This window comes from Nocardiopsis sp. CNS-639 (assembly GCF_000381685.1).
Taxonomy (GTDB): Bacteria; Actinomycetota; Actinomycetes; order Streptosporangiales; family Streptosporangiaceae; genus Nocardiopsis; species Nocardiopsis dassonvillei.
In genome coordinates this window covers 42,462-66,602 of sequence record NZ_KB906868.1, presented here as the reverse complement: position 1 = coordinate 66,602, position 24,141 = coordinate 42,462, and the positions used below count along the sequence as shown (strand labels likewise).

Annotated in this window: 20 protein-coding genes; 3 read left to right on the top strand and 17 right to left on the bottom strand. The window is 72.1% G+C overall.

Annotated features, from left to right (window positions below; all coding sequences use genetic code 11):
* Nucleotides 1-59 precede the first annotated feature (59 nt).
* From G011_RS0121150 to uvrB, 9 genes are all read right to left on the bottom strand, one after another.
* The gene (locus tag G011_RS0121150) at nt 60-461 is read right to left on the bottom strand and encodes a hypothetical protein (RefSeq protein ID WP_019610220.1); all 402 of its coding nucleotides are present in this window, start codon (nt 459-461) and stop codon (nt 60-62) included.
* A complete protein-coding gene (locus tag G011_RS0121145) occupies nt 458-1,411 on the bottom strand; it encodes a ParA family protein (protein ID WP_013152023.1) in 954 nt (317 codons plus the stop codon). The genes G011_RS0121150 and G011_RS0121145 overlap by 4 nt, the downstream gene beginning before the upstream one ends.
* Nucleotides 1,412-1,660: 249 nt before the next feature.
* Entirely contained in the window at nt 1,661-2,647 is a 987-nt protein-coding gene (locus G011_RS0121140) for a site-specific tyrosine recombinase XerD (RefSeq protein ID WP_019610218.1), read from the bottom strand.
* Nucleotides 2,648-2,650: 3 nt separating this feature from the next.
* Nucleotides 2,651-3,313, bottom strand: coding sequence for an NUDIX domain-containing protein (locus tag G011_RS0121135; protein WP_019610217.1), 663 nt, complete (start codon nt 3,311-3,313; stop codon nt 2,651-2,653).
* Nucleotides 3,314-3,357: 44 nt separating this feature from the next.
* Nucleotides 3,358-4,998: a CTP synthase gene (locus G011_RS0121130; RefSeq protein ID WP_081643009.1), complete on the bottom strand. Its 1,641-nt coding sequence runs from the start codon at nt 4,996-4,998 to the stop codon at nt 3,358-3,360.
* Between the two features lie 312 nt (nt 4,999-5,310).
* Entirely contained in the window at nt 5,311-6,234 is a 924-nt protein-coding gene (locus G011_RS0121125) for a hydroxymethylglutaryl-CoA lyase (protein ID WP_019610215.1), read from the bottom strand.
* A 186-nt stretch (nt 6,235-6,420) separates the two neighbouring features.
* Complete coding sequence (locus G011_RS0121120) at nt 6,421-7,416, bottom strand: GNAT family N-acetyltransferase (RefSeq protein ID WP_013152018.1); 996 nt, start codon at nt 7,414-7,416, stop codon at nt 6,421-6,423.
* A 391-nt stretch (nt 7,417-7,807) separates the two neighbouring features.
* The gene (locus G011_RS0121115; RefSeq protein ID WP_081643008.1) at nt 7,808-8,260 is read right to left on the bottom strand and encodes a DUF3060 domain-containing protein; all 453 of its coding nucleotides are present in this window, start codon (nt 8,258-8,260) and stop codon (nt 7,808-7,810) included.
* A gap of 182 nt (nt 8,261-8,442) precedes the next feature.
* Complete coding sequence (uvrB, locus tag G011_RS0121110) at nt 8,443-10,542, bottom strand: excinuclease ABC subunit UvrB (protein ID WP_013152016.1); 2,100 nt, start codon at nt 10,540-10,542, stop codon at nt 8,443-8,445.
* Nucleotides 10,543-10,754: 212 nt separating this feature from the next.
* Here uvrB and G011_RS0121105 point away from each other — a divergent pair, with 212 nt between their 5' ends.
* The gene (locus G011_RS0121105) at nt 10,755-11,798 is read left to right on the top strand and encodes a hypothetical protein (protein ID WP_019610212.1); all 1,044 of its coding nucleotides are present in this window, start codon (nt 10,755-10,757) and stop codon (nt 11,796-11,798) included.
* A gap of 158 nt (nt 11,799-11,956) precedes the next feature.
* Here the strand turns inward: G011_RS0121105 and coaE are convergent, their stop codons facing one another.
* The 5 genes from coaE to polA form a co-directional block, all read right to left on the bottom strand.
* Nucleotides 11,957-12,559: a dephospho-CoA kinase gene (gene coaE / locus G011_RS0121100; RefSeq protein ID WP_019610211.1), complete on the bottom strand. Its 603-nt coding sequence runs from the start codon at nt 12,557-12,559 to the stop codon at nt 11,957-11,959.
* 48 nt (nt 12,560-12,607) lie between these two features.
* Nucleotides 12,608-13,126, bottom strand: a complete 519-nt coding sequence (locus G011_RS0121095) for a GNAT family N-acetyltransferase (RefSeq protein WP_013152013.1) — start codon at nt 13,124-13,126, stop codon at nt 12,608-12,610.
* 161 nt (nt 13,127-13,287) lie between these two features.
* The gene (gene rpsA, locus G011_RS0121090) at nt 13,288-14,778 is read right to left on the bottom strand and encodes a 30S ribosomal protein S1 (protein ID WP_013152012.1); all 1,491 of its coding nucleotides are present in this window, start codon (nt 14,776-14,778) and stop codon (nt 13,288-13,290) included.
* A 429-nt stretch (nt 14,779-15,207) separates the two neighbouring features.
* Entirely contained in the window at nt 15,208-15,651 is a 444-nt protein-coding gene (arfB, locus tag G011_RS0121085) for an alternative ribosome rescue aminoacyl-tRNA hydrolase ArfB (RefSeq protein WP_019610210.1), read from the bottom strand.
* A gap of 45 nt (nt 15,652-15,696) precedes the next feature.
* Nucleotides 15,697-18,483, bottom strand: coding sequence for a DNA polymerase I (gene polA / locus G011_RS0121080; RefSeq protein WP_019610209.1), 2,787 nt, complete (start codon nt 18,481-18,483; stop codon nt 15,697-15,699).
* A 135-nt stretch (nt 18,484-18,618) separates the two neighbouring features.
* Between polA and G011_RS0121075 the strand changes: the two genes are divergently transcribed.
* A complete protein-coding gene (locus tag G011_RS0121075; protein WP_019610208.1) occupies nt 18,619-19,047 on the top strand; it encodes a PaaI family thioesterase in 429 nt (142 codons plus the stop codon).
* A 536-nt stretch (nt 19,048-19,583) separates the two neighbouring features.
* On the top strand, nt 19,584-20,831 hold the full coding sequence (locus G011_RS0121070; protein WP_026338500.1) for an ABC transporter substrate-binding protein: 1,248 nt from the start codon (nt 19,584-19,586) through the stop codon (nt 20,829-20,831).
* Nucleotides 20,832-21,072: 241 nt separating this feature from the next.
* On the opposite strand, the gene G011_RS0121065 is transcribed toward G011_RS0121070, so the two are convergent.
* The 3 genes from G011_RS0121065 to htpX all read right to left on the bottom strand — a co-directional run bounded on the left by G011_RS0121065 (nt 21,073) and on the right by htpX (nt 23,897).
* Nucleotides 21,073-22,173 (bottom strand): glycerate kinase, encoded by a 1,101-nt coding sequence (locus G011_RS0121065; protein ID WP_019610206.1) that lies wholly within the window; start codon nt 22,171-22,173, stop codon nt 21,073-21,075.
* A gap of 52 nt (nt 22,174-22,225) precedes the next feature.
* On the bottom strand, nt 22,226-22,825 hold the full coding sequence (locus tag G011_RS0121060; protein WP_019610205.1) for a PspA-associated protein PspAB: 600 nt from the start codon (nt 22,823-22,825) through the stop codon (nt 22,226-22,228).
* Nucleotides 22,826-22,973: 148 nt separating this feature from the next.
* Nucleotides 22,974-23,897: a zinc metalloprotease HtpX gene (htpX, locus tag G011_RS0121055; RefSeq protein WP_019610204.1), complete on the bottom strand. Its 924-nt coding sequence runs from the start codon at nt 23,895-23,897 to the stop codon at nt 22,974-22,976.
* Nucleotides 23,898-24,141 lie beyond the last annotated feature (244 nt).

The window sequence follows — 24,141 nt, the reverse complement described above, 5'->3', positions numbered from 1 at the left end:
ACACCCGTGGCACCTCCGTCATCGAACCGGCACCCCCTCCGGTACCGGTGCGCGTGCCCTCAGTCCTCGGTCAGCCTGCGTACCAGCATGCTGGCCGGTCCGTGCTCCTCGAAGTCCGCCAGCAGCACGGCGACGGCCTCGCGGACGAGGCGGCCCCTGTCGGCGGACAGCCCGTGCTCGGCGCGCAGCGAGAGCCGGGTCTGTTCCAGTGCCAGCAGTTCGGGCCCGGAGATGTAGACGGTGATCTTCTCGTCGTGGCGTTGGCGCCCGCTCGGTTTGGGCGCGCGCGCCGCCTTCACGGCGGACGTGCCCCTGTTGGTGCCGTTGGAGCGCGACGGAGCCTCGCCCCTGCTGCCCTTGCTGCCCTGCTCCGGTGCCTTGTGCTGGCGTTCGGTCTCTTCCGGCACCTCCTCGGTGCCGCTGGGACGGAAGAACAGTTCGTCCGCCCCGGGTAGGGTCACACGCCGTGACCGCTGAGAGGCCACCTCGCCAGCACCTCCTTGGCCAGCTCCCGGTAGGCGTTGGCCCCGGCCGAGGACGAGTCGAACCTGGTGATGGGCTCGCCCGCCACGGTGGCGTCGGGGAAGCGCACGGTGCGGTTGATGACCGTGCCGTAGACCTTGTCCCCGAAGCCGTCGATGATCGTGGACAGCACCTCGCGCGCGTGCAGCGTGCGCGGGTCGTACATGGTGCCCAGGAAGCCGTCGATGACCAGGTCCTCGTTGAGCCGCTCCTGGACCTTCTGGATGGTGTCCATCAGCAGTGCCACACCGCGCAGCGCGAAGAACTCGCACTCCAGCGGCACGATGACGCCGTCCGCGGCGGTGAGCGCGTTGACGGTGAGCAGGCCCAGCGAGGGCTGGCAGTCGATCAGGACCACGTCGTAGTCGTTGATGACCGGTCTCAGCGCGCGGCCGAGCATCTGCTCGCGCGCCACCTCGCCGACCAGCTGCACCTCCGCGGCCGACAGGTCGATGTTGCTCGGGATCAGGTCCAGGCCGTCGATGTCGGTCTTGAGCAGGACGTCCTCGACCGTCACGTCCCGCTGCATGAGCAGGTTGTAGACGGTCAGGTCCAGTTCGCGCGGATCGAGGCGGCCCAGGCCGACGGAGAGCGCGCCCTGCGGGTCGAAGTCGACCAGCAGCACCCGTCTTCCGTACTCGGCGATGGCGGCGCCGAGGTTGATCGTCGTGGTGGTCTTGCCGACCCCACCCTTCTGGTTACAGAGTGCTACAATCCGTGCCGGGCCGTGTTCATCTACGGGCCCGGGCTCCGGATAGGCTCGCTCGGGTCTTGAGGTGTGCAGGTTAGCCCCCGTGTTGCGTGTCGTCCCCCACGGGTTGGTCACCGGGTCGGCGAGCTCCCCCTCGCCGACAGGTGCGGTGTTCGCAGCCTCGTTGTCCCAGTTCACAACCCTTGACCTCCCCTACGGATCGGCCACGGCTAGGGATGCCGCGCGCCCCTGTCCCTGGCCGCCGTCGGAAACTCAATATGTCGACAGCAACGTACCTCCGCGCGGCGACTCTAGAACGCCGACACGACGCACTTCAACAAAACGTACGGGTAGAATCCCACGCCTGCGCCCCTGGGGGAAATCGGAGCCTCCAACCGGGTTGTTCCGCTTCGCACCGCGCGCGGACCCCCGTGGTGGCCTCCCCGCTCAGCGCCGTGCCCGGGGATGGCTCGACGCGTACACCTCGCGCAGGTGCTCGACCGTCACCAGCGTGTAGATCTGCGTGGTGGTGACCGAACTGTGTCCCAACAGCTCCTGGACGACCCGGATGTCGGCTCCGCCGTCGAGCAGGTGGGTGGCGAAGGAGTGGCGCAGGGTGTGCGGTGAGACGCCCTCGACCCCGGCGCGCTCGGCCACGGCCGCCAGGATCCCCCAGCCGCCCTGCCGGGTGAGCCTGCCCCCGCGCGCGTTGAGGAACAGCGCCGGACCGCCCCGGCCGGAGGCGGCCAGACCCGGCCGGGCCCGCACCAGGTAGCCCGAGAGCGCGCGGCGGGCGTGGGAGCCCAGCGGCACCACGCGCTCCCTGCCGCCCTTGCCGCGGAAGCGCACCAGGCCCACGGCGTCGTCGCCCTCCACCGCGTCGGCGACGTCGTCCACGTCCAGCCCCACCGCCTCGGAGACGCGCGCGCCCGTGCCGTAGAGCACCTCCAGCAGCGCCCGGTCGCGCAGGGCCAGCAGCCCGGCGCGGTCGCCGGAGGCCGGGGCCCCGACCGGTCCGGCGGCGTCCAGGAGGCGCTCCACCGACGCCAGCGGCACCGCCTTGGGCAGGCGCATCGGCGGCGCGGGCGGGGAGATCTCGGCGGCCGGGTCGACATTCGTCCAGCCCTCGCGGGCCGCGAACCGGTGCAGGCCGCGCACGGCGGCCAGGACCCGTCCGGCCGAGGCGGCGCCGAGCGGCGGGTGGTCGGCGTCGCCCTCGCGCAGGGCCCGCAGGAAGTCGCCCACCTGGGCGGGGCCCACCCGCTCGGGCGACAGGACCCCGTGCCCGGCCAGGTAGGCGCGGTAGCGCCGCAGGTCGCGCCGGTAGGCCGCGAGGGTGTTGTCGGCCAGGGCGCGCTCCGCGCTGAGGTGGTCCAGGAAGGCGGCGCACACCCGCGCCAGCGGGTCCTGCTCCTCTCCCGCCCGGTCGGCCACGGGTCAGTCCTCCGCGGGCTCGCGCAGGGAGGCGAACCCGTCCGCGGCGGCGGCCTGGGCGGCCAGGACGCCGATGACGGTGGCGCCGTTGTGCAGCCTGCCCGCCATGACCAGGGCGACCGCCTCCTCCAGGGGCACCCACTCGGCGACCAGGTCGGCCTCCTCGTGCTCGCGTTCGAAGCCGATCTCCTCGGGCGGCACCACCGACAGGTCCCGGGCCAGGTACACGTGGATGCGCTCGTCGGAGAACCCGGGCGAGGGGAAGAACTCGGCCAGCTCGTGCCAGAGCCCGGCGCGCAGCCCCGCCTCCTCGACGAGTTCGCGCTGGGCGGTGCGCAGCGGCCCCTCGCCCTCCTCGTCTATGAGACCGGCGGGCAGCTCCCACAGGGTGTGCCGGGTGGCGTGGCGGTACTGGCGCTGGAGCAGCACCCGGCCGTCGGCGTCCAGGGCCAGGGCCGCGGCGGCGCCGGGGTGCTCCATGTAGTCGCGGGCGGCCACGGTCGTGCCCCCGCCGTCGCTGCCGACCATGCGCACCCAGTCCGTACGCATGCCGCACTTGGCGCTGCGGAAGCGTTCCTCGGACCGCTCCACCGGCCACGACTCGGGGGCGTCCGCGACCTTCGCGTCCGCCCCCGTGGGAAGGGCCGGGTGGGTGTCACTGGGCATGGATTCTCGCCTCTCAGGCCTCGTGCCCCGCCCGGCCCCTCGGATCAGGAGTTGTGGTACTCCAGGGCCGCCGAGACCAGTCCGCGGAAGAGCGGGTTGGCCTTGGTCGGGCGGGAACGCAGCTCCGGGTGCGCCTGCGTCGCGACGAAGAACGGGTGGGCGTCCCGGGGCAGTTCGACGTACTCCACCAGCTTGCCATCCGGGGAGAGCCCGGAGAACACCAGACCCGCCTCCTCCAGCTTCGGGCGGTAGGCGTTGTTGACCTCGAAGCGGTGGCGGTGCCGCTCGGAGGCCTCGGCGCTGCCTTCGTAGAGCTCACGCACCACGGTGCCCTCGCCCAGCGCGGCCGGGTACATGCCCAGGCGCATGGTGCCGCCCATGTCGCGCTCCCCGGCGACGACGTCGGTCTGGTCGGCCATGGTGGCGATGACCGGGTCGGCGGCCTTGTCGTCGAACTCGGTGCTGTTGGCGCCCTCCAGCCCGAGCACGTGGCGGGCGTACTCGATGACGACGGCCTGCAGGCCCAGGCAGATGCCCAGCAGCGGCACACCGTTCTCACGGGCGTAGCGGATGGCGCCGATCTTGCCCTCGATGCCGCGCACGCCGAAGCCGCCGGGGATGAGGATGCCGTCCGCGCCGTCCAGCTCGGAGGCGGCACCGGAGGGGCTGGCGCAGTTGTCGCTGGCCACCCAGCGGATGTTGACGCGGGTGTCGGTGGCGAAACCGCCCGCGCGCAGCGCCTCGCTGACCGACAGGTAGGCGTCGGGCAGGTCGATGTACTTGCCGACCAGGGCGATGGTGACCTCGTGGTCGGGCTGGTGCACGCGGCGCAGCAGCTCGTCCCACTCGGTCCAGTCCACGTCCCGGAAGGGCATGCCCAGGCGGCGCACGACGTAGGCGTCCAGGCCCTCGCGGTGCAGGACCTTGGGGATGTCGTAGATCGAGGGGGCGTCGGGGGTGGAGACCACCCCGGCCTCGTCCACGTCGCACATGAGGCTGATCTTGGACTTCAGGCTCTGCGTGATGGGGCGGTCCGAGCGGCACACGATGGCGTCGGGCTGGATGCCGATGCTGCGCAGGGCGGCCACGGAGTGCTGGGTGGGCTTGGTCTTCATCTCGCCGGACGGGCCGAGGAAGGGGATGAGGGACACGTGCAGGAAGAAGCAGTTGTCCCGGCCGATCTCGTGGCGGATCTGGCGGACCGCCTCCAGGAAGGGCTGCGACTCGATGTCGCCGACCGTGCCGCCGATCTCGGTGATGACGATGTCGACGTCGGGGGCGTCCATCGCGTAGATGCGCGCCTTGATCTCGTTGGTGATGTGCGGGATGACCTGCACGGTGTCGCCGAGGTAGGCGCCCTGGCGCTCCTTGGCGATGACGCTGGAGTAGATCTGGCCGGTGGTGACGTTGGCCGTGGCGGACAGCTCGGTGTCCAGGAAGCGCTCGTAGTGGCCGACGTCCAGGTCGGTCTCGGCCCCGTCGTCGGTGACGAAGACCTCGCCGTGCTGGAAGGGGTTCATCGTCCCCGGGTCGACGTTGAGGTAGGGGTCGAGCTTTTGCATGGTGACCCGCAGGCCGCGCGACTTCAGGAGTCGTCCCAGGCTGGAAGCGGTCAGGCCTTTACCGAGACTGGAGGCGACGCCGCCGGTAACGAAAAGGTGCTTGGTACTCGCGGCGGATGCCAAAGTGGTGCTCCCGTGGGTTGAGTGGCTACGGCGGGCTCGGATCGGGCTGAGCGGCCGTGCGGCGGTCCGGTTGCGGGCGGTTGGCTTCGTCGCTCCGGCCGCCGGACTCCACGGGGCACCAGGATAACAGGCACCCCGGATGTCCACACCCGGGGACACCGCCGTACACCCCCGGGTTCCCTCCCGTCACCAGCGTGATCGCCTTGCCCACAGCGGTTCGGGGAGCGCGGCGGCGCGCGGAAACCGTTCGTGCGCCCCGAGGTCCGGGTCCTTGGACTGCGAGGGCCGGGCGACGAACACCACACCGGCGCCTCAGGCCGGGAACGCCCCGGCGCGGCCCAGGTAGGCGGGCGGCTGCTTGCCCAGGCGCTCGCCCATCCACCCGCCCAGGGCGGCGGCCCCGGAGAGGCTGATCCCGGTGTGCAGGCCGCTGCGGTGCAGCGCGTACAGCAGGTCCTCGGTGGCGATGTTGCCGGTGGCGGCGGGGGCGAACGGGCAACCGCCGAATCCGCCCAGGCTGGAGTCGAGCACCCGCACTCCCGCGTCCACGGCCGCGAGCGCGTTCGCGTAACCGGTGTTGCGGGTGTTGTGGAAGTGACAGCGCAGCGCGCGTCCGCCCGCGACCTCGCCGACGGCGGCCACGAGTGCGGTCACCTGGCGGGGCACGCCCACGCCGATCGTGTCGGCCAGGGCGATCTCCACCGCACCGGTGTCGGCGATGCGCCGGACCACCTCCACCACGCGCTCGGGCGCCACCTCGCCGTCGAAGGGGCAGCCGAACGCGGTGGAGACGGTCACGCTCAGCGGAATGCCCGTGCCCTCCAGCGCGGCGTCGATGTCGGCCAGGGTGCCGAGCATCTCCTCGACGGTGCACCCCTGGTTACGGACGCAGAACCCGTCGGTGGCGGGCACCGCGACGTTGACCTCGGACACCCGCGCGGCCACCGCGCGGTCCAGGCCGCGCCGGTTGAGGACCAGCCCGATGTGGGAGACCCCCGGCGCGCGCGTGACGCCCGCCATGACCTCCTCGGCCCCGGCCATCTGGGGGACGCGCCTGGGGTTGACGAAGCTGACCGCCTCGATCCGGCGCACCCCGGCGGCCACCGCGCGGTCGATCAGCTCGATGCGGTCCTCGACCGGGAGGGTCCTCTCCTCGTTCTGGAGGCCGTCGCGCGGCCCCACCTCGACGATCTCGACGTGCTCCGCGCCCTCGGGCCCGCTGTCGCTGGCAGCCATCGTCCGTCCCCTTCCACGCGCCGTCGCGTCAGCGCACAGGGTAGTGGAGCACCCGTCGGCGGGCCCGCACCGGGCCGCGCCCCCGTCGTCCACAGGCACCGGAACGCCGCTGGCGCGGGACGGGGGGAGCGCGGTCTACTGGATACCGGGGGGCCACCCCGGCCCTCCGGCTTCGCGCTGCCCGGATCAGCGCAGGGCGAGCGCGGGGCGGACCTCCCAGGTCGTCCACACCGGGCGGTACCCCATGCGGTGCCAGAACGGCCCCGACAGCGGGTTCATCGCCGCGTAGTTGAGCACCGAGACGCCCACTCCGTGGCTGTCCAGCGCCTGGTGCGCCTGGCCCACCAGCGCCGTGCCGATCCCGCTGCCGCGCTCCGCGGCGGTCACCACGCCGTAGCCGATGTGCGCGATCGGGCGCGCGTTGACCAGCGACTTGGCCCAGCGCGAACGCTCGGGCGGGGAGACCCACAGCAGGCCCACCGCGCGACCGCGCCGCTCGGCCAGCCAGATCCAGGACCGGGAGCGGTTCAGCGCCCGGGCCGCCACCTCACGGGTCTGCTCGGCGGTGTCGGGCTGCAGGAACACCCCGCCGAAGTGCTGCTCGTAGCGGTGCTCCTCCATCAGCAGACCGACCACCTGGGTCAGATCGCTGCGGTCGGCCAGCCGGATGGTCACGTCGCGCGGCGGCAGCGACGGGGGCACGCCGCGGCGGCGCTGGCGGGCGGCCAGCACGGTGTAGGGCTGTAGACCGTGGCGCTGGAGCGGGATGATGCCGCACACGTCGCGGGCTGGCCAGCTCACCAGGGCCGCCGACTCCGAGCCGGTGCCGGTCGGCAGGTCCTCCAGCTGGTCGCGCCAGCTGGTCAGCAGCGAGTCCAGGGCGCGGCCGGGGTCGGGGCCGCCCACGATGGGGGTGAGCCAGTGCTGGTCGGGCACGCCCCATATCCGGCCGACCTCGCCGGGCTGGTACCAGGTGTAGTGCATGGTGCCGGCGGCGACGGCACGGCCGTCCTCGTCGCTGACGGTCAGGAGGGGATAGGAGCCCGGAGCGAAGTTGACCGGTTCGGGCAACAGCGAATCCACGGCCGCCCAGCGCTGGGCGGCCGAACTCACCAACGGGTCCAGGCCGACGTCGCCCCCGGGCGACTCATCATGCCGCACCCGTGCGACATAACCGCTCATCCACCCCTCCCCTAGCGGGTCCTCACGTCGAACGCGCGCCCTCGGAACGGCTCCGGCAGGGCGCGTGCGCCGCCCCCGGGCCGTCGTGCCGCCCCGGCGGGACAGGCCATACCGCGGGCGGAACGAAACGACCGTACCGCCTCAGAACCGATCAGGAGGACGAAACAGCCAACTGCAACCAAGAATTCACTGCGCGTCGCCGCGCCCGCTCGGCCCCGGCGTCCCGCGCCGCTTCCCCGCGCGCGCACGGACGCGCACCACCGTAACGGATCGAAGGTCACTCTCGGGTGCCGGGGCGGTCAACGCCCCGACACGGATCCCCCGGCGCGGGCCTCCCGGCGCGCGGCGCCCGCGGGATCCGCGGGCCTCCCGGCGCGCGGCGCCCGCGGGATCACCGCTGCGCGGCGCCGCCCTCGGCCACGGTGGTGTTGCGCCCGTGGTTGATCACCTCGGGCTCGCCGGAGGCGAAGGAGATCCTGTTGTCCACGCCGACCAGCACGATCTTGTCCGCCGAGCCCACGTCGACGGTGGACCCGCGACCGGTGGCGCGCACCAGCCCGCAGTCTCCGTGCAGCACGACGACGGCGTCGTCCGCGGTGACGACGACCTCGCGCTCCCCGCAGTCCTCGCTCACCTCGGCGCCGTCGTCGACGACGATGAGCACGTCCTCGGTGCTGACGTTGTGCTTGGGCATGTCGGGCTCGCCCCCGTCGGAGGCGCCCTCGGTGCCCGGGGCGCCGTTGGGCGGCTCGACGTCCTCGTGCCCGAAGGCCAGACCACAGCCGGGAAGAAGGCCGGTGATCAGCAGGCCGCCACCCGCGGCCACGAGAAGCCGAACTCTCATGTTCTCCCCCACAACCGGATAACCGGCAATTGCGACATACGGCTTGCGCGAAGCCAAGAGTATGTCACGCGGAGGTAACTGTGCGACCTCGCCGTTCTCAAAAAGTTTCTGTTTCGAGATGTGGGTGCCGCCCCGATCCCGGTGTTCCCAGAGCTGGAAACGTTAATCCACAGGCACTCGCGTCACTTCACCCCGGCCGCGTCCATGCCGCGGAGCTCACGTTTGAGTTCGCCGATCTCGTCGCGCAACCGGGCCGCCAGCTCGAACTGGAGGTCGGTGGCCGCCTGGTGCATCTGCTCGCTCAGCTGCTCGATGAGCCCGGCCAGCTCCGCGCGCGGCATGGCGGACACGTCCGCCGAACGCTCGCCCAGCGCGGGCACCGGCGCCCGGCCGCCCCTGCCCCCCGAGCTGCGGTACCCGGTGGCCATAAGCTCCTCGGTGTCCACGTCCTCGCGGTTGAGCGTGTCCAGGATGTCGGCGATCTGCTTGCGCAGCGGCGTGGGGTCGATCCCGTGCTCGGCGTTGTAGGCCAACTGCTTGTCCCGGCGCCGGTTGGTCTCGTCGATGGCCGCCCGCATGGAGTCGGTGACGTTGTCGGCGTACATGTGCACCTGGCCCGCGACGTTGCGCGCCGCGCGCCCGATCGTCTGGATCAGCGAGGTCTCCGAGCGCAGGAAGCCCTCCTTGTCCGCGTCCAGGATCGCCACCAGCGACACCTCGGGCAGGTCCAGGCCCTCGCGCAGCAGGTTGATGCCCACCAGCACGTCGAACTCGCCCACCCGCAGCTCGCGCAGCAGCTCCACGCGGCGCAGCGTGTCCACCTCGCTGTGCAGGTAGCGCACCCGGATGCCGAGTTCGGTGAAGTAGTCGGTGAGGTCCTCGGACATCTTCTTGGTGAGCGTGGTGACCAGCACCCGCTCGTCGCGTTCGGCGCGCACCCGGATCTCGTGGACCAGGTCGTCGATCTGCCCGTCGGTCGGCTTGACCAGCACCTCGGGGTCCACCAGCCCAGTGGGGCGGATGACCTGCTCGACCACCTCCCCGCCGCCCTGGCGCAGCTCGTAGCGGCCCGGCGTCGCCGACAGGTAGACGCTCTGCCCGATGCGCTCGGTGAACTCCTCCCACTTCAGCGGCCGGTTGTCCAGCGCCGAGGGGAGCCGGAACCCGTGCTCGACCAGGGTGCGCTTGCGCGCGGCGTCGCCCTCGTACATCGCGCCGATCTGCGGGACGGTCACGTGGGACTCGTCCAGCACCAGCAGGAAGTCCTCGGGGAAGTAGTCCAGGAGCGTGTTGGGCGGGCTGCCCGGCTCACGGCCGTCGAAGTGCCGGGAGTAGTTCTCGATGCCCGAGCAGGTGCCCAGCTGGCGCATCATCTCCAGGTCGTGGGTGGTGCGCATGCGCAGGCGCTGCGCCTCCAGCAGCTTGCCCTGGGCCTCCAGTTCGGCCAGCCGCTCGCCCAGTTCCGCCTCGATGGTGGCGATCGCCCGCTCGGTGCGCTCCTCGCCGGCCACGTAGTGCGAGGCGGGGAAGATGAACATCTCCCGGCTCTCGCCCAGCACCTCGCCGGTGAGCGGGTGCAGGGTCAGCAGGCGCTCGACCTCGTCACCGAACATCTCGATGCGGATCGCCAGCTCCTCGTAGACCGGGATGATCTCGATGGTGTCGCCCCGCACCCGGAACGTGCCCCGCGTGAACGCGGTGTCGTTGCGGGAGTACTGCATCTCCACCAGGCGGCGCAGCAGGTCGTCGCGGTCGACCTCCATGCCCACCGCCAGCTGCGCCATCCGGTCCACGTACTCCTGCGGGGTGCCCAGACCGTAGATGCACGAGACCGAGGCGACCACGATCGTGTCCCGGCGCGTGAGCAGCGAGTTGGTGGCCGAGTGGCGCAGCCGCTCGACCTCGTCGTTGATGGAGGAGTCCTTCTCGATGAAGGTGTCGCTCTGCGGGACGTAGGCCTCGGGCTGGTAGTAGTCGTAGTACGACACGAAGTACTCGACGGCGTTGTTGGGCAGCATCTGGCGCAGCTCGTTGGCGAACTGCGCCGCCAGGGTCTTGTTGGGCTGCATCACCAGGGTGGGCCGCTGGAGCTGCTCCACCGTCCACGCCACGGTCGCCGTCTTGCCGGTACCGGTCGCGCCGAGCAGCACCGTGTGCGGCTCCCCGTCCCGCACCCTCCTGCTGATCTCGGCGATCGCGCCCGGCTGGTCCCCCGCCGGGGTCATCTCCGAGATCACCTCGAAGGGCGCCTCGCTGCGTTTGATGTCGCTGACCGGTCGCACGTCGCCTCTTCTCCCGTCGAAGGCGGGCCGCCCCCGCTGCCCGCGTGTCCCTCACCCCTAACGCTACAGAGCCCCTAGGACATCCCTTCCCGGCCGAGGGCGCGGAGTTACCATCGAGACCAGCGCTCTGCGTCCGAAGCGAGGTGGCAGCCGTGTCACACCCCTCCAGACCGACCTTCGACCCGGGCCTCCCCCCACGCGCGGTCGCACGTATGAAGGCCCACCCCGAGAAACTGCTCCCGGCCGCGGCCCGGCCGCGACGCGGGCCCACCTGGCGCCAGGGCGCCGCGATCACGGCCGCGGGGTGCACCTCCCTGGCCGCCGTCGCACTGCTCTCCCCGGCCGCGGTAGCCGTCCTGGTGGCGCTGCTCTGTCTGGGGACGACCGCGGCCGTCCTCGGACTGGCCTCGCTCAGGGGCTCCTTCACCGACGACTGGGCCGACCTGGTCATGCACGCCTTCTGGGCCCTGCCCGCCTCCACCGTGGGCGTCCTGGGCGCCCGGATGCTGCTCGACCAGGCGTTCGGGCCGGTCGGCGCCACCGTCCCCGGCGATCCCGCGACCGCCGCCCTCTACCTGACCGCCGCCGCGGGCGGCGCCGGGGCCATCCTGCGGCCCGGCATGGTCGCCCGTCTGGCCTCGGAGTACGCCGACCGGTACGTGCTGCCCCAGGACTTCGGTCGCACCCACGGCTACGCCTCCCGCACCGAGGAGCCCGAGGCCCACCTGTTCGCCGCGCTCCAGCAGGCCACCGACCGGGTGGAGGAGGGCGTGCGGGTGCTCGGCGACTCCTTCGACGCCGCCCAGACCCTGCCGCTGCTGCGCGAGGAGGAGTGGAAGCTGGCCCAGGAACTGCTGCGGCTGCGCTCCCTGCGCAGGGAACTGCTGGTGCGCAGGCGCGAGGCCGTGTCCGAACAGGTCACCCGGGCCCTGCAACCGCAGGAGGAGGCGGTGGCCCGCGCCACCGAGGCGCTCGACGAACGGGTCGGGGTGCTGACCGGTTACGGCGACCGGGTGCACGCGGCGGTGACCGCGCACCGCGAGTGGGAGCAGTGCCAGGAGATCGCCGACCGCGCCGGGGACTACGCCGACCTGGCGCTGTTCTCCGCGCAGGAGCGGGTGCGTCCCCAGGAGATCGACGACAGCCTCCTCAGCGTGGAGGCCGCGCACTCGGTCCGCGAGGAGCTGGTGCGCGAGGCCGTGTCCGCCGGGTCCTCCCTGTCCGAGGTCCTGCACCGCGACCGCGGACGGGAGTGACGGGCGATGCGGCGCCAGGCCGACGGGACCGCGTCGAAGGCGGCCCCGGGCCGATCCGCCGACGCGCGGGCCGGGCTGCGCGGGGACCCGCCGGGCGGGCCGTGGAGGTGGTCGGGGGTGGACGCCGCCGGTCCTCCGGCGGGGTCGGGGAGGGCGCGTTACCGGGCGCGTTCGAGGAGTTCGCGCCAGAGTTGGGCCACCCGCTCCGTCAGCTCCTCGCGGGTGCCGGAGTTGTCCACCACCAGGTCGGCGGCGGCCAGGCGGGTGTCCCGGTCGGCCTGCGCGCGGATGCGGGCCTCCACCTGCTCGCGCGGCATGCCGCGGTTGGCCGTGACCCGCTCCACCCGCACCGCGTCGGGGGCGTCCACCACGACCACCAGGTCGTAGAGCGGCCCCAGGCCGTTCTCCACCAGCAGCGGGACGTCGTAGACCACCACCTCCACGCCGGAGGCCACGGCCTCCTCCATGAGCTGGGCGCTGCGCTCGCCCACCAGGGGGTGCACGATGGCGTTGAGCCTGGTCAGGCTGGCCTCGTCGGCGAAGACGATCTCCCCGAGCCGGGGCCGGTCCAGCCGCCCGTCAGGGGTGAGCACCCGATCGCCGAACTCGGCGACGACGGCCTCCAGGCCCGGCGTGCCGGGTTCGACGACCTCCCGGGCGATGGCGTCGGCGTCGACCACGGTGGCGCCGTAGGCGGCCAGTTCGGCCGCGACCGCGCTCTTGCCCGAGCCGATCCCGCCGGTGAGTCCCACTTTGAGCATGTGGGAAACCCTAGACGGCCGCCCGCGTCCGCGTCATGGCGCCCCCGCCTACCGCGCGGCCCGGGCGGCGCCGTCCGCGCGCGCTCCGGCCGGGGTGAGCTCCTTGCGCATGTGCACCATGACCAGGTGCTCGGCGACGCGCTCGCGGGAGGTCTCGGCGTACCCCAGGCCGCGGTAGAGCCGCTGTTGGCCGGTGTCCTGGGCCCCCGCGGACAGGGTGAGCGCGGCCAGGTCGGGGTGGCGCTCTCGCAGGCGGCCCTCCAGGTCGGCGAGCAGCGCCCGCGCGATCCCCCGACGGCGCAGGTCGGGCACGACCGCCAGGCGGGAGACCACCGCGCTGGTGCCCATCACCCGCGCCCGCACCGAGCCGACCAGGCGGGTTCCGGCGACCGCCTTGAGCATGAGGGTGTCCTCCTGCCCCAGAAGTCTCTCCACCCTCTCCAGGCTCTCGGTGAGGGCCAGCACGAACGGGTCGCCGAAGGCCTGGGCCTCGTCCACGAACGCCGCGCGCTGGAGGGTGAAGACCTCGCCCGCGTCGGCGGGGGCGGCCGGGTGGATGTCGAACACGTCTCCTCCTGAGGGACCCCTCCGTCGGGGGGCACGCCACGAGCCTAGCCCCCGGCCCCGTCAGCGCCGCGAAACCCGGCCGGGGCCGGGCACGGCGAAGGGCCGCCCCCTCCGGAGAGGGGACGGCCCGAACAGCTTCTCAGCGTGTCCTCGGAGGCTGTTTAGGCCTCGCCACCCGCGAGCTTCTCGCGCAGGGCGGCCAGGGCCTCGTCGGAGGCCAGGGCGCCACTGGAGGATTCCGAGCCGGACGAGCTGCTGCTCTGTCCGCCACCGGTGTAGTCGTCCTCCTCCGCCGGGGCAGGAGCGTTGGCGGCGTCGGCCTCGGCCGCGCGCGCCTCCTCGACCTGCTTGCGGTGCGCCTCGAACCGGGCCTGGGCCTCGGCGTAGCTGCGCTCCCACTCGTCGCGCTGGGCCTCGAAGCCCTCGAGCCACTCGCCGCTGTCCGCGTCGAAGCCCTCGGGGTACTTGTAGTTGCCCTGCTCGTCGTACTCCGCGGCCATGCCGTAGAGGGTGGGGTCGAAGTCCACCTGGTCCGGCGAGACGCTCTCGTTGGCCTGCTTCAGCGAGAGGCTGATGCGGCGGCGGTCGAGGTCGATGTCGATGATCTTGACGAAGATCTCGGTGCCGACCTGGACGACCTGCTCGGGCACCTCGACGTGGCGCTCGGCCAGCTCGGAGATGTGGACCAGGCCCTCGATGCCCTCCTCGACGCGCACGAACGCACCGAACGGAACCAGCTTGGTGACCTTGCCGGGAACGACCTGGCCGATCTGGTGGGTCCGGGCGAACTGCTGCCACGGGTCTTCCTGGGTCGCCTTGAGCGACAGGGAGACGCGCTCGCGCTCCATGTCCACGTCGAGAACCTCGACGGTGACCTCCTGGCCGACCTCGACGACCTCGCTCGGGTGGTCGATGTGCTTCCAGGACAGCTCGGAGACGTGCACCAGACCGTCGACGCCGCCCAGGTCCACGAACGCACCGAAGTTGACGATCGAGGAGACCACACCCTTGCGGATCTGGCCCTTCTGGAGGGTGTTGAGGAAGGTCTGGCGGACCTCGGACTGGGTCTGCTCCAGCCAGGCGCGGCGGGACAGGACCACGTTGTTGCGGTTCTTGTCCAGCTCGATGATCTTCGCCTCGAGCTCGCGGCCGACGTAGGGCTGCAGGTCGCGCACACGGCGCATCTCGACCAGGGAGGCGGGCAGGAAGCCGCGCAGACCGATGTCGAGGATGAGGCCGCCCTTGACGACCTCGATGACGGTGCCGGTGACGACGCCGTCCTCCTCCTTGATCTTCTCGATCGTGCCCCAGGCGCGCTCGTACTGGGCGCGCTTCTTGGACAGGATCAGGCGGCCTTCCTTGTCCTCCTTCTGGAGGACGAGGGCCTCGACCTGGTCACCGACGGCAACGACCTCGCCGGGGTCGACGTCGTGCTTGATCGAGAGTTCCCGTGAGGGAATCACACCCTCGGTCTTGTAGCCGATGTCGAGCAAGACCTCGTCTCGATCGACCTTCACGATGGTGCCCTCGACAATGTCACCGTCGTTGAAGTACTTGATGGTCTCGTCGATCGCCGCGAGGAAGGCTTCCTCGGACCCGATGTCGTTGACCGCTACCTGGGGTGTCGAGGTGGCCTCGGTGCTGCTCGTCATGTGTGGGTGGACTCCGGATACGGACAGATTCAGAAAGATGGTCACATCGCGGGTTCGAACCCGTCGATCCGTCGTCCGAGGAGCGGAGCCGAGGCGGCGATGAACCGCCTGGACACCAATCGCCAGGTGCAGGGTGTCGACCGGAGCGGCGCGGTCGCGCCGACCCTCACCGGAGACAGCGGACGCACGCAGGAACCCACAACGCTCCCGCCAGAATATGAGACAAGGGCGTCCTGGTCAATCGGAACCCAGGGCAGCCAACCCGGCGTAGGTCGCAATGGCGGCAATTTACCCGAGCATGGCGGTCAAGATCAACTGGGGGGTAGTCCCACGTCCGAACGGGGGTTTCGTCCCCGTGGGACGTCCGCGCCGGCGGCCGGGGGCACCGGAGCGAACCCCGGAGGAAAAAGTGCGAAGGGCCGGTTACGGTCAGTCCGTGGGAGGTTTGGAGCGTGACCGTTTGATGGCGCTCCGTTGCTTCTTGGCGTCCAGGCGGCGCTGCTTGGCCCTGCGGCTCGGACGGGTCGCGCGGCGCTCGCGGGCGGGCGGCGCGATCGCCTCCTCCAGCAGGGCGGCCATCCGCTCCCGGGCCTCAGCCCGGTTGCGCGCCTGCGAGCGGTGGGTCTGCACCGTGACCGTGAGCACGTCCCCGACCAGGCGTCCCCGGAGCCGCTCCAGCGCGCGCTGGCGCCGCGTGCCGCCGAGGCCGGGGCAGGCCGCCACGTCCAACGACAGCGACACCCGGGTGTCGGAGGTGTTGACGTGCTGGCCGCCGGGCCCCGAGGAGCGTGAGAAGCGCCACGTGAGGGCGTCGGCGGGGACGGTGACCGGACCCGCGCTCAGCCCCTCGTCGGCCGTGCTCCGTGTCGTCACCGTCCCCCACCCCTTCGTCGTGCGCGGGCCGCGCGCGGCCCCTGTTCAGTGCGCGGCGTCGTGCCAGTTCTGGCCGCTGCCGACCGAGACGGCCAGCGGCACACGCAGATCATAGGCGGAGCTCATCTCGCGCGCCACGATGTTTTCGACCTCCGCGCGCTCGCCGGGCGCGACCTCCACCACGAGTTCGTCGTGCACCTGGAGCAGGACCCGCGAGGTGAGCCCGCCCTCGGTGAGGGCCGCGTCCACCCGGAGCATGGCCACCTTGATGATGTCGGCGGCCGACCCCTGGATCGGCGCGTTGAGCGCCATCCGCTCGGCCATCTCCCGGCGCTGGCGGTTGTCGCTGGTCAGGTCGGGCAGGTAGCGGCGCCGCCCCAGGATGGTCTCGGTGTAGCCGACCCGGCGGGCCTCCTCGACCACGGCGTTGAGGTAGTCGCGCACCCCGCCGAACTCGGCGAAGTAGTCCTCCATGAGGCGCTTGGACTCCTCCGGCGTGATCCCCAGCTGCTGGGACAGGCCGTAGGCGCTCAGCCCGTAGGCCAGGCCGTAGCTCATGGCCTTGATCCTGGACCGCGCCTCGCCGTCCACCTGCTCGACCTCGACGTCGAAGATCTGCGCGGCCATCTGCGCGTGGAAGTCGTAGCCGCTGTTGAAGGCGTCGATCAGCGCCTGCTCGCCCGACAGGTGCGCCATGATGCGCAGCTCGATCTGGCTGTAGTCGGCGGTGAGCAGCTCCTCGTAGCCCTCCCCCACGACGAACGCGCGGCGGATGCGCCGCCCCACGTCGGTGCGCACGGGGATGTTCTGGAGGTTGGGGTCGGTGGAGCTCAGGCGCCCGGTCGCCGCCACCGTCTGGTTGAAGGTGGTGTGGATGCGGCCGTCGTCGGCGACGGTCTTGATCAGCCCCTCGACCGTGGTGCGCAGCTTGGTCTGGTCGCGGTGGTGGAGCAGGACCGCGGGCAGCTCGTTGTCGGTCTGGGAGGCCAGCCACGCCAGCGCGTCGGCGTCGGTGGTGTAGCCCGTCTTGATCTTCTTGGTCCTGGGCAGGCCCAGGTCCTCGAACAGCACCTGCTGGAGCTGCTTGGGCGAGCCGAGGTTGAACTCGCGGCCCACGATCTCGTGCGCGCGCTCCACCGCGACCCGGCCCGCCGCGGCGAACTCGCCCTGGAGCTCCTCCAGGTAGGGGCGGTCGGCGGCGATCCCCGCGCGTTCCAGGCGCGCCAGCACGTCCACCAGCGGCAGCTCGACCTCGTGCAGCAGGTGGGTGCCGCCGCGTTTGTCGAGTTCGGCGGCGAGCACCCCGGCCAGGTCGCGGGTGGCGCTGGCGCGCACGGCCAGCAGGTGCTGGCGGCCCGAACCCTCCCCCTCCTCACCGCCCAGGTCCAGGGTGAGCTGGTCGCCGGAGGAGTCCTCCTCCAGCTCCCGGCCCAGGTACTTGCGGCACAGGTCGGCCAGGTCGAAGCGGCGCTGTCCCGGCTGGACCAGGTAGGCGGCCAGGGCGGTGTCGCTGACCACCCCGCCCAGCTCCCACCCGTGCGCGCCCAGGGCCAGCAGGGCGCCCTTGTACTCGTGCACGGCCTTGGGGCGGCGGGGGTCGGCCAGGAAGTCCGCCAGCGCCTCGGTGTCGGCGGGGTCCAGGGCGGTGGGGTCGACGAACACGGCGTCGCCGGAGGGCACGCTGATCGCCAGCGCGTCCACCCGGCCGGTGCCCTGTCCCCAGGCGCCGTCCAGGGCCAGTCCGGCGGGGGCGGTGGGAGTGAGGGTGTCGGAGGCCGCGTCGTCGGGGGCGGCGTGCGCGGCCAGCCAGGGGGCCAGCTCGCCGGTCCCGGCCACGGTCAGTTCGACGCGGAAGCCCTCGACCGCCTCGGTCCCCGCCTCCCCGGAGCCGTCCTCGGGCAGGCGGACGACGGCGTAGAGGCGCTCGCGCAGGTTGGAGGCGAACTCCAGGTTGTCGAAGAGCGCGTCGATCCCGGTGCGGTCGGCCTCGCCCAGGGCCAGGGCGGTGACCTCCGCGTCCAGCTCCACGTCCGTGGCCAGCCGGTTGAGCCGCTGGTTGCGCAGGACGTCGTCCAGGTGGTCGCGGAAGCTCTGCCCCGCCTTGCCGGTGAGCTCGTCGGCGTGGGCGACCAGCTCGTCCAGGGACCCGTACTTGGTGATCCACTTGGCGGCGGTCTTGGGACCCACGCCCGGCACGCCGGGCAGGTTGTCGGCCTTCTCCCCCACCAGTGCGGCCAGGTCGCGGTAGCGCTCGGGGGTGACCCCGTACTTGTCCTCGACCGCTGCGGGGTCCATCCGCCGCAGGTCCGACAGGCTCTTGCCCGGGTACAGGACCGTGCAGGAGTCGGTGACCAGCTGGAAGGCGTCGCGGTCGCCGGAGGCGATGAGCACCTCCATCCCGGCCTCGCCGCCCTGGTGGGCCAGGGTCGCGATGACGTCGTCGGCCTCGAACCCGGGGGCGGACAGGTTGGCGACGCCGATCAGCCGCATCAGGTCCTGGGTGAGCGGCACCTGGGAGGGGAACTCCGGCGGGGTGTCGGAGCGGCCGTCCTTGTACTCGGCGTACTCCTCGTGCCGGAAGGTGGGGCCGGACAGGTCCCAGGCCACCGCGACGTGGGTGGGCTCCTCGTCGCGCAGCAGCTTGACCAGCATCGACGCGAAGCCGTACACGGCGTTGGTCGACTGCCCGGTACTCGTGCCGAACTTGTCCACCGGGAGCGCGAAGAACGCGCGGAAGGCCATCGAGTGGCCGTCCAGGAGGAGGAGCCGGGGGCGCCTGCCGCCGTCGCCGCTCCGGGTTGTCTGGTCGGGGGTCTCTCGCTTGGTCACCACAGGTGAATCCTAGGATGCGACGGAGACACTTCGCGGCCATACCGCGAGGGCAGTGACACGACGGCGTGGACTCCGCCCCCGGTCCGGCGCGGCCCGGGCCCGGCCGCGGCGGGGTTCCGAGGAGGCGGAGGGCAGATGACGACGGACTCCGAGGCGATGAGGCGGATGCTCGACACGGGCGCGCTCGCGGGCGGTCTGGGCGAGCGCATGGGCATCGAGGTGACGGAGGCGTCCGCCGAGCGCGTGGTGGGCCGGATGCCGGTGGAGGGCAACGTCCAGCCGTTCGGGCTGCTGCACGGCGGGGCGTCGTGCGTGCTGGCCGAGACCCTGGGGTCGATCGGCGCCACGGCCCACGCCTCCCGTTTCGGCAAGGTCGCGGTCGGCGTCGAGATCAACGCCACGCACCACCGCTCGGCCACCGAGGGGCACGTGACCGGTGTGGCCACGCCCGTGCACCTGGGCCGGACGCTGGCCACGTGGGACATCACCATCACCGACGACGGGGGTCGGAAGGTGTGCACCTCCCGGCTCACGTGCATGTTGCGCGAGCTGCCGGGGGCGTAGCGGGTCCGGCCTCCGGGGAGCCCTCCGGCGCGTCCGCCGGGCGCGTCCGCGGTCGCGTCCCGGAGCCGCTGACGGCGGTTCCGGGGCGGGCGCTGCGGGCGGGCCCCTCCGGGGCGGTCGTCCCTTCTGCTCCGCGTATAGCGGTCAAGGGTTTTCTCGTTTTAGGGAAGGACCGCTTCACATCCGCGTGTAGTCCGCCTGTAACTTTCCTCCGGCCCGGCCGCCGCCCTTGACGGTCGGGCTTCGTCATGCCTGATCATCGCGACAGTTCGCTACCCCACGAGCACGGAAAGCTGTGATCTGTACAGAGACGAAACGCCGGATGTCAATGATGACTACAGAGCCATAACAGCCTGACGGCGAGTCGGCACCAACGCCCGTTCCGTCCTTTCCGAGCCAGAACTTTCATGATTAAGCTCCGCTAACGCTCCTGATTAAGTCATGCCACACATCACGGACATTCAGGACGCGCATGCTCATGGCACGGCTGCCCCGCGCAGCACGTGCTTCGCCGGTTGAACGGAGTGACCACGATCATGGCTAGCAAGAAGGTCCTAGGCCTCACTGCCGCAACCGCGGCCCTCGTCCTCGGCCTGACCGCGTGTGGCAGCGACGGGGGAGAGGGAGGCGGCGGCGGTGAGGGCGGTGAAGAGTTCACCTACGGCATCCTCTACCCGCAGACCGGAAACCTCGCCTTCCTCGGCCCGCCCCAGATCACGGCCGCCGAGTACGCGATCTCCGAGATCAACGCCGCGGGCGGCATCCTCGGCACCGAGGTCCCCGCCATCGTCGAGGGTGACGAGGCGGGCGACAACGCCCAGGCCAACGAGGCCGCCAACAACCTCGTCTCCGACCAGGTGAACGCCGTCATCGGCGCTGCGGCCTCCGGCATGACCCAGGCGACCTACGACACCATCACCGGTGCCGAGATCGTCCAGTGCTCGGGCTCCAACACCGCCGCGGAGCTGAGCGAGATCGAGGACAACGGCTACTACTTCCGCACCGCGCCGAGCGACCTGCTCTCCGCGGTCGTGATGGCCCGCACGATGGTCGAGAACGGCAACCAGAACATCGCCATCGTCGCGCGCGCCGACGACTACGGCGGCGGCTACGCGGGCGCCCTCCAGACGGAGCTGGAGAACCTGGGCGCCCAGGTCGTGGTCAACGAGACCTACGACCCGCTGGCCACCACCTTCGACTCGGTCGTCAACAGCGTCACCACCGAGGAGCCGGACGCCGTCGCGCTCATCGCCTTCGAGGAGGGCGCGCAGGTCATCGCCCAGCTCCTGGAGGGCGGCACCGAGGGCGAGCAGCTCTACGTCACCGACGGCCTCAACGACCCGAACCTGGGCGAGACCGTCAGCGCCGACAACCCCGAGAGCGTCACCGGCATCACCGGTATCGCCCCGAGCGCGGACAACCCCGAGTTCACCGAGGGCCTGACCAGCTTCAACGAGGAGCTGGAGGTCTTCCAGTTCGCCCCGCAGGTCTACGACTGCGTCACCGTGATCGCCCTGGCCGCCGAGGCCGCGGGCAGCGTGAACCCGTCCGAGTACGTCGCCGAGCTGCCCAACGTCAGCCGTCCCGAGGGCACCGAGTGCGGCACCTTCGAGGAGTGCCGCGACCTGCTGGCCGACGGTGAGGAGATCAACTACCAGGGCGTCAGCGGCAACATCGACTTCAACGACAACGGCGACCCGACCGCCGCCACCTTCGAGATCTTCCACTACGGTGAGGACGGCCACGAGATCCTGGCCTACGAGGAGCACTCCCTGGAGGAGTAGCGGCGACGGCTCGTGGCGGCCCCCGCCGCACACGGCCCGGTCCGTCACGGCGCGGTCCGTGACGACACACGCGAAGCGGCGCCCCGGGAGCGGGTTCTCCCGGGGCGCCGCTTCGCGTGTGCGCGCCCCGCGGCGCGAGGGCGCGGGACGAGCGGGGGAACGCGGGAGGGGGCGGGGGCGACCCGCCCCCTCCGCGTCCGACGGGGTCCGGTCTCAGCCGGGGCCCGGCGTCACCGGGGGCTCAGCGGGTCCAGCGGCGGGCGATGTCGGCGGCCAGGGCGCGCAGTTCGTCCGCGGAGCGGGTCATGGCGGCCTCGACCGAGCCCGAGGACTCCACGAGGGAGTAGGTCTCGGTGATCCCGGCGGCGGACGCCTCGGCGCGGCCGACCTTGACCGCGCCCGCGGTGACCACGCAGGGGACGCCGTGCTTGTTGGCGGCCTGGGCGACGCCGTGGGGCAGCTTGCCGCGCAGGGACTGGGAGTCGAAGGAGCCCTCGCCGGTGATGACCAGGTCGGCCCCCGCGAGGCGGTCGGTCAGGCGCACGGAGTCCAGGACGCGGCTGATGCCCGACTCGACGGTGCCGCCGAGCAGGAGCAGGGCGAAGCCCAGGCCGCCCGCGGCTCCGGCGCCGGGGGTGTCGCGGACCTCGCCCCCGGGGTCGACGCGGTCGGCGAAGGCGGCCAGGGCGGCGTCCAGGCGCTGCACCTGGTCGGGGTCGGCGCCCTTCTGGGGCCCGAAGACGGCGCTGGCCCCGTGGATGCCCAACAGGGGGTTGTCGACGTCGGTGGCGGCGACGACACGGACCCCGGCCACGGCCCGGCGGGCCGCGTCGAGGTCGACGTCCCCGGGGTCGGCCAGGGGGCCGCCGCCGTGGCTCAGGCGGTCGGCGGGGGTGGCGCCCAGGGCGGCCAGGAGACCGGCCCCGGCGTCGTTGGTGGAGCTGCCGCCGAGACCGACGACGACGGTGCGGGCGCCGGAGCGGACCGCGTGGGCGACCAGCTCGCCGACGCCGCGGGTGGTGGTGCGGCCGGGGTCGCGGTCACCGGAGGGCACCAGGTGCAGACCGCAGGCTTGGGCGCTCTCCACGTAGGCGGTGTCGCCGTCCAGGAGGTACTCCGCGGTCACGGGCGCGCCGAGGGGGCCGGTCACCTCGGTCCGGTGCACCTTGCCGCCGAGGGCCGTGTGCAGGACCTCGACGAAGCCGGGGCCGCCGTCGGAGAGCGGCAGCAGGTCCGTCGTGGCGGAGGGATCGGTCCGGTGCCAGCCGTCGGCGACCGCCTGCGCGGCTTCGAGGGCGGAGAGGGTACCGGCGAACTTGTCAGGAGCGATGAGGATACGCACCGGACCAGTGTGCCAGGCCACATTTCTCCCGGCGCGGGGTACCCCCCGCTGGTCAGAGGCCGGGCGCCCCGTAGACGGGGAACCAGCGGGAGCGGTCCTCCTCCAGGGGCAGGTCGCGGCCGATGGCGGCCTCGGCCTGGAGTTCCAGGGCGTTGTCCCTGCGGCCGCCGTCGCCGACCGGGGCGAAGGGGTAGAAGGTGCCGCGCTTGTAGAGGTAGACCAGCCCCAGCGAGCGCGTGCCGTCGGTGAAGCCGACCAGGGAGCACAGGAGGGAGGGTCCGTAGCCGTTGGCCTCCAGGGTGGAGTTGACGGCGTGCAGGTCGGTCACCAGGCCGGTGATGTCGGGGTCGGCGGCCCCGTCCGGGCCCCGGGCCGGGTCGGCCGCACGGACCACCAGCCAGGTGTAGCCGTAGTCGTCGGTGACCTGTTCGACGGGCGTCCCCCCGTCGGCGTCGAGCAGCTCGGTGACGTCGCGTTCCAGGTCGGCGAAGGCGGCGCCCTCGGTGGGGCGGAAGGCGACGGAACCGGTGCCGGTGGGCGTGAAGCCCGCGGCGGCCCGCAGGGTGACCGACGCCGAGGGCAGGCCGAACAGGGCGTCGAGGTCGGGCTGGGCCGGTTCGGAGCGCCCGAACAGCGCTCGCCAGAAGCTCATCGTGGCCGGTCCTCTCTCGTGGTCGTGTCGATTGCGCGCGGACCGGATCGACGCCGTGTCCGCCCGGACGGATCGGTGCGGCCGCCGCCCGCCTCCCGGGGCGACGGCCCGGCGCGGCCGTCCCCTCCGGCGGCCTCCCCGGACGGGGTCAGCGCCCCTGCCCGAGCTGGCGCGAGATGTCGGACAGCTGCTCCAGCCGCTGCTGCACCGGCGGGTGGGTGGCGACCAGCTGGCTGAAGCTGAACCCCTTGCGGGAGGAGGCCGGGGCGAAGAAGAAGGCGTTGAACGGCTCAGCCTGGCGCAGGTCGCGGGTGGGGATGCGGGACATGTCCCCGGTGATCTTGGTCAGGGCGCTGCCCAGCACGGACGGGCGCCCGGTGAGGTAGGCGGCGGCGCGGTCGGCCGACAGCTCCCGGTAGCGCGACAGCGCCCGGGTGAGCAGGAAGCTGAGCGCCCAGGCCACGGCGCTGACGGCCACGACGAGCAGGGCGACCACGGCCGGTGCGGGCCCGTTGTTGTTGTTGCCGCGCGTCGCCCCGGCGAACATCGCGAAGCGCAGCCCGGCCTGGGTGAGGAACCCGGCCACGATGCCGAGGAACCCGGCGACGGTCATCACCATGACGTCGCGGTGGGCGATGTGGGACAGCTCGTGCGCCAGGACCGCCTCCAGCTCGGGGCCGTCGAGGCGGCGCATGAGGCCGGTGGTCACGCACACGACCGCGGACTTCTCGTTGTGCCCGGTGGCGAAGGCGTTGGGCACGTCGGTGTCGGCGATCCCCACGCGGGGCTTGGACATGTCCGCCATGGCGCACAGCCGGTCGATGAGGGCGTGCAGCTCGGGAGCCTGCTCCGGGGAGACCTCCTTGGCGCCCATGGCGAACATGGCGATCCTGTCGGAGGCGAAGTAGCTGAACAGCGCGAACCCGGCGACGATGAGCAGCACCAGCCACACGTTGAGGCCCACGAGGACCAGCCCGACGACGAAGGCCGCGTAGACGAGGACGAGCAGGCCCATGGTCGTCACCATGCGGGTGGTCAGCCCCCGGTCAGGTCTGAACTTGGATCCGGCCATGCCGTAGTCCCCTCCGCCGACGCGTCGACTGTCTCGGAGTGTAGTTCGCCCAGGTGGGAAAGGGTATGAGGCGGTCCGACCGCCGCGTGTTCACCGGCCCCGCCCCGTCCGCTCCCGGCCTCGCCGGTGCGGCCGCCTCGGCGGACCGTCCCCCACGCGCACCGCGGGTCCCTGTCCTCTCCCTTTCCCCTCCACCACGTCCAACGGACGGGGGTCCCGCCGCGGTTCCTGGGCCGAGGGCGGC

Bases quoted from the DNA above. Each gene is read 5' to 3' on its own strand.
- G011_RS0121135 (WP_019610217.1), bottom strand. From the start codon at position 3,313: ATGCCCAGTGACACCCACCCGGCCCTTCCCACGGGGGCGGACGCGAAG.
- G011_RS0121125 (WP_019610215.1), bottom strand. From the start codon at position 6,234: ATGGCTGCCAGCGACAGCGGGCCCGAGGGCGCGGAGCACGTCGAGATC.
- G011_RS0121120 (WP_013152018.1), bottom strand. From the start codon at position 7,416: ATGAGCGGTTATGTCGCACGGGTGCGGCATGATGAGTCGCCCGGGGGC.
- G011_RS0121115 (WP_081643008.1), bottom strand. From the start codon at position 8,260: ATGAGAGTTCGGCTTCTCGTGGCCGCGGGTGGCGGCCTGCTGATCACC.
- G011_RS0121105 (WP_019610212.1), top strand. From the start codon at position 10,755: ATGAAGGCCCACCCCGAGAAACTGCTCCCGGCCGCGGCCCGGCCGCGA.
- coaE (WP_019610211.1), bottom strand. From the start codon at position 12,559: ATGCTCAAAGTGGGACTCACCGGCGGGATCGGCTCGGGCAAGAGCGCG.
- rpsA (WP_013152012.1), bottom strand. From the start codon at position 14,778: ATGACGAGCAGCACCGAGGCCACCTCGACACCCCAGGTAGCGGTCAAC.
- G011_RS0121075 (WP_019610208.1), top strand. From the start codon at position 18,619: ATGACGACGGACTCCGAGGCGATGAGGCGGATGCTCGACACGGGCGCG.
- G011_RS0121070 (WP_026338500.1), top strand. From the start codon at position 19,584: ATGGCTAGCAAGAAGGTCCTAGGCCTCACTGCCGCAACCGCGGCCCTC.
- G011_RS0121060 (WP_019610205.1), bottom strand. From the start codon at position 22,825: ATGAGCTTCTGGCGAGCGCTGTTCGGGCGCTCCGAACCGGCCCAGCCC.
- htpX (WP_019610204.1), bottom strand. From the start codon at position 23,897: ATGGCCGGATCCAAGTTCAGACCTGACCGGGGGCTGACCACCCGCATG.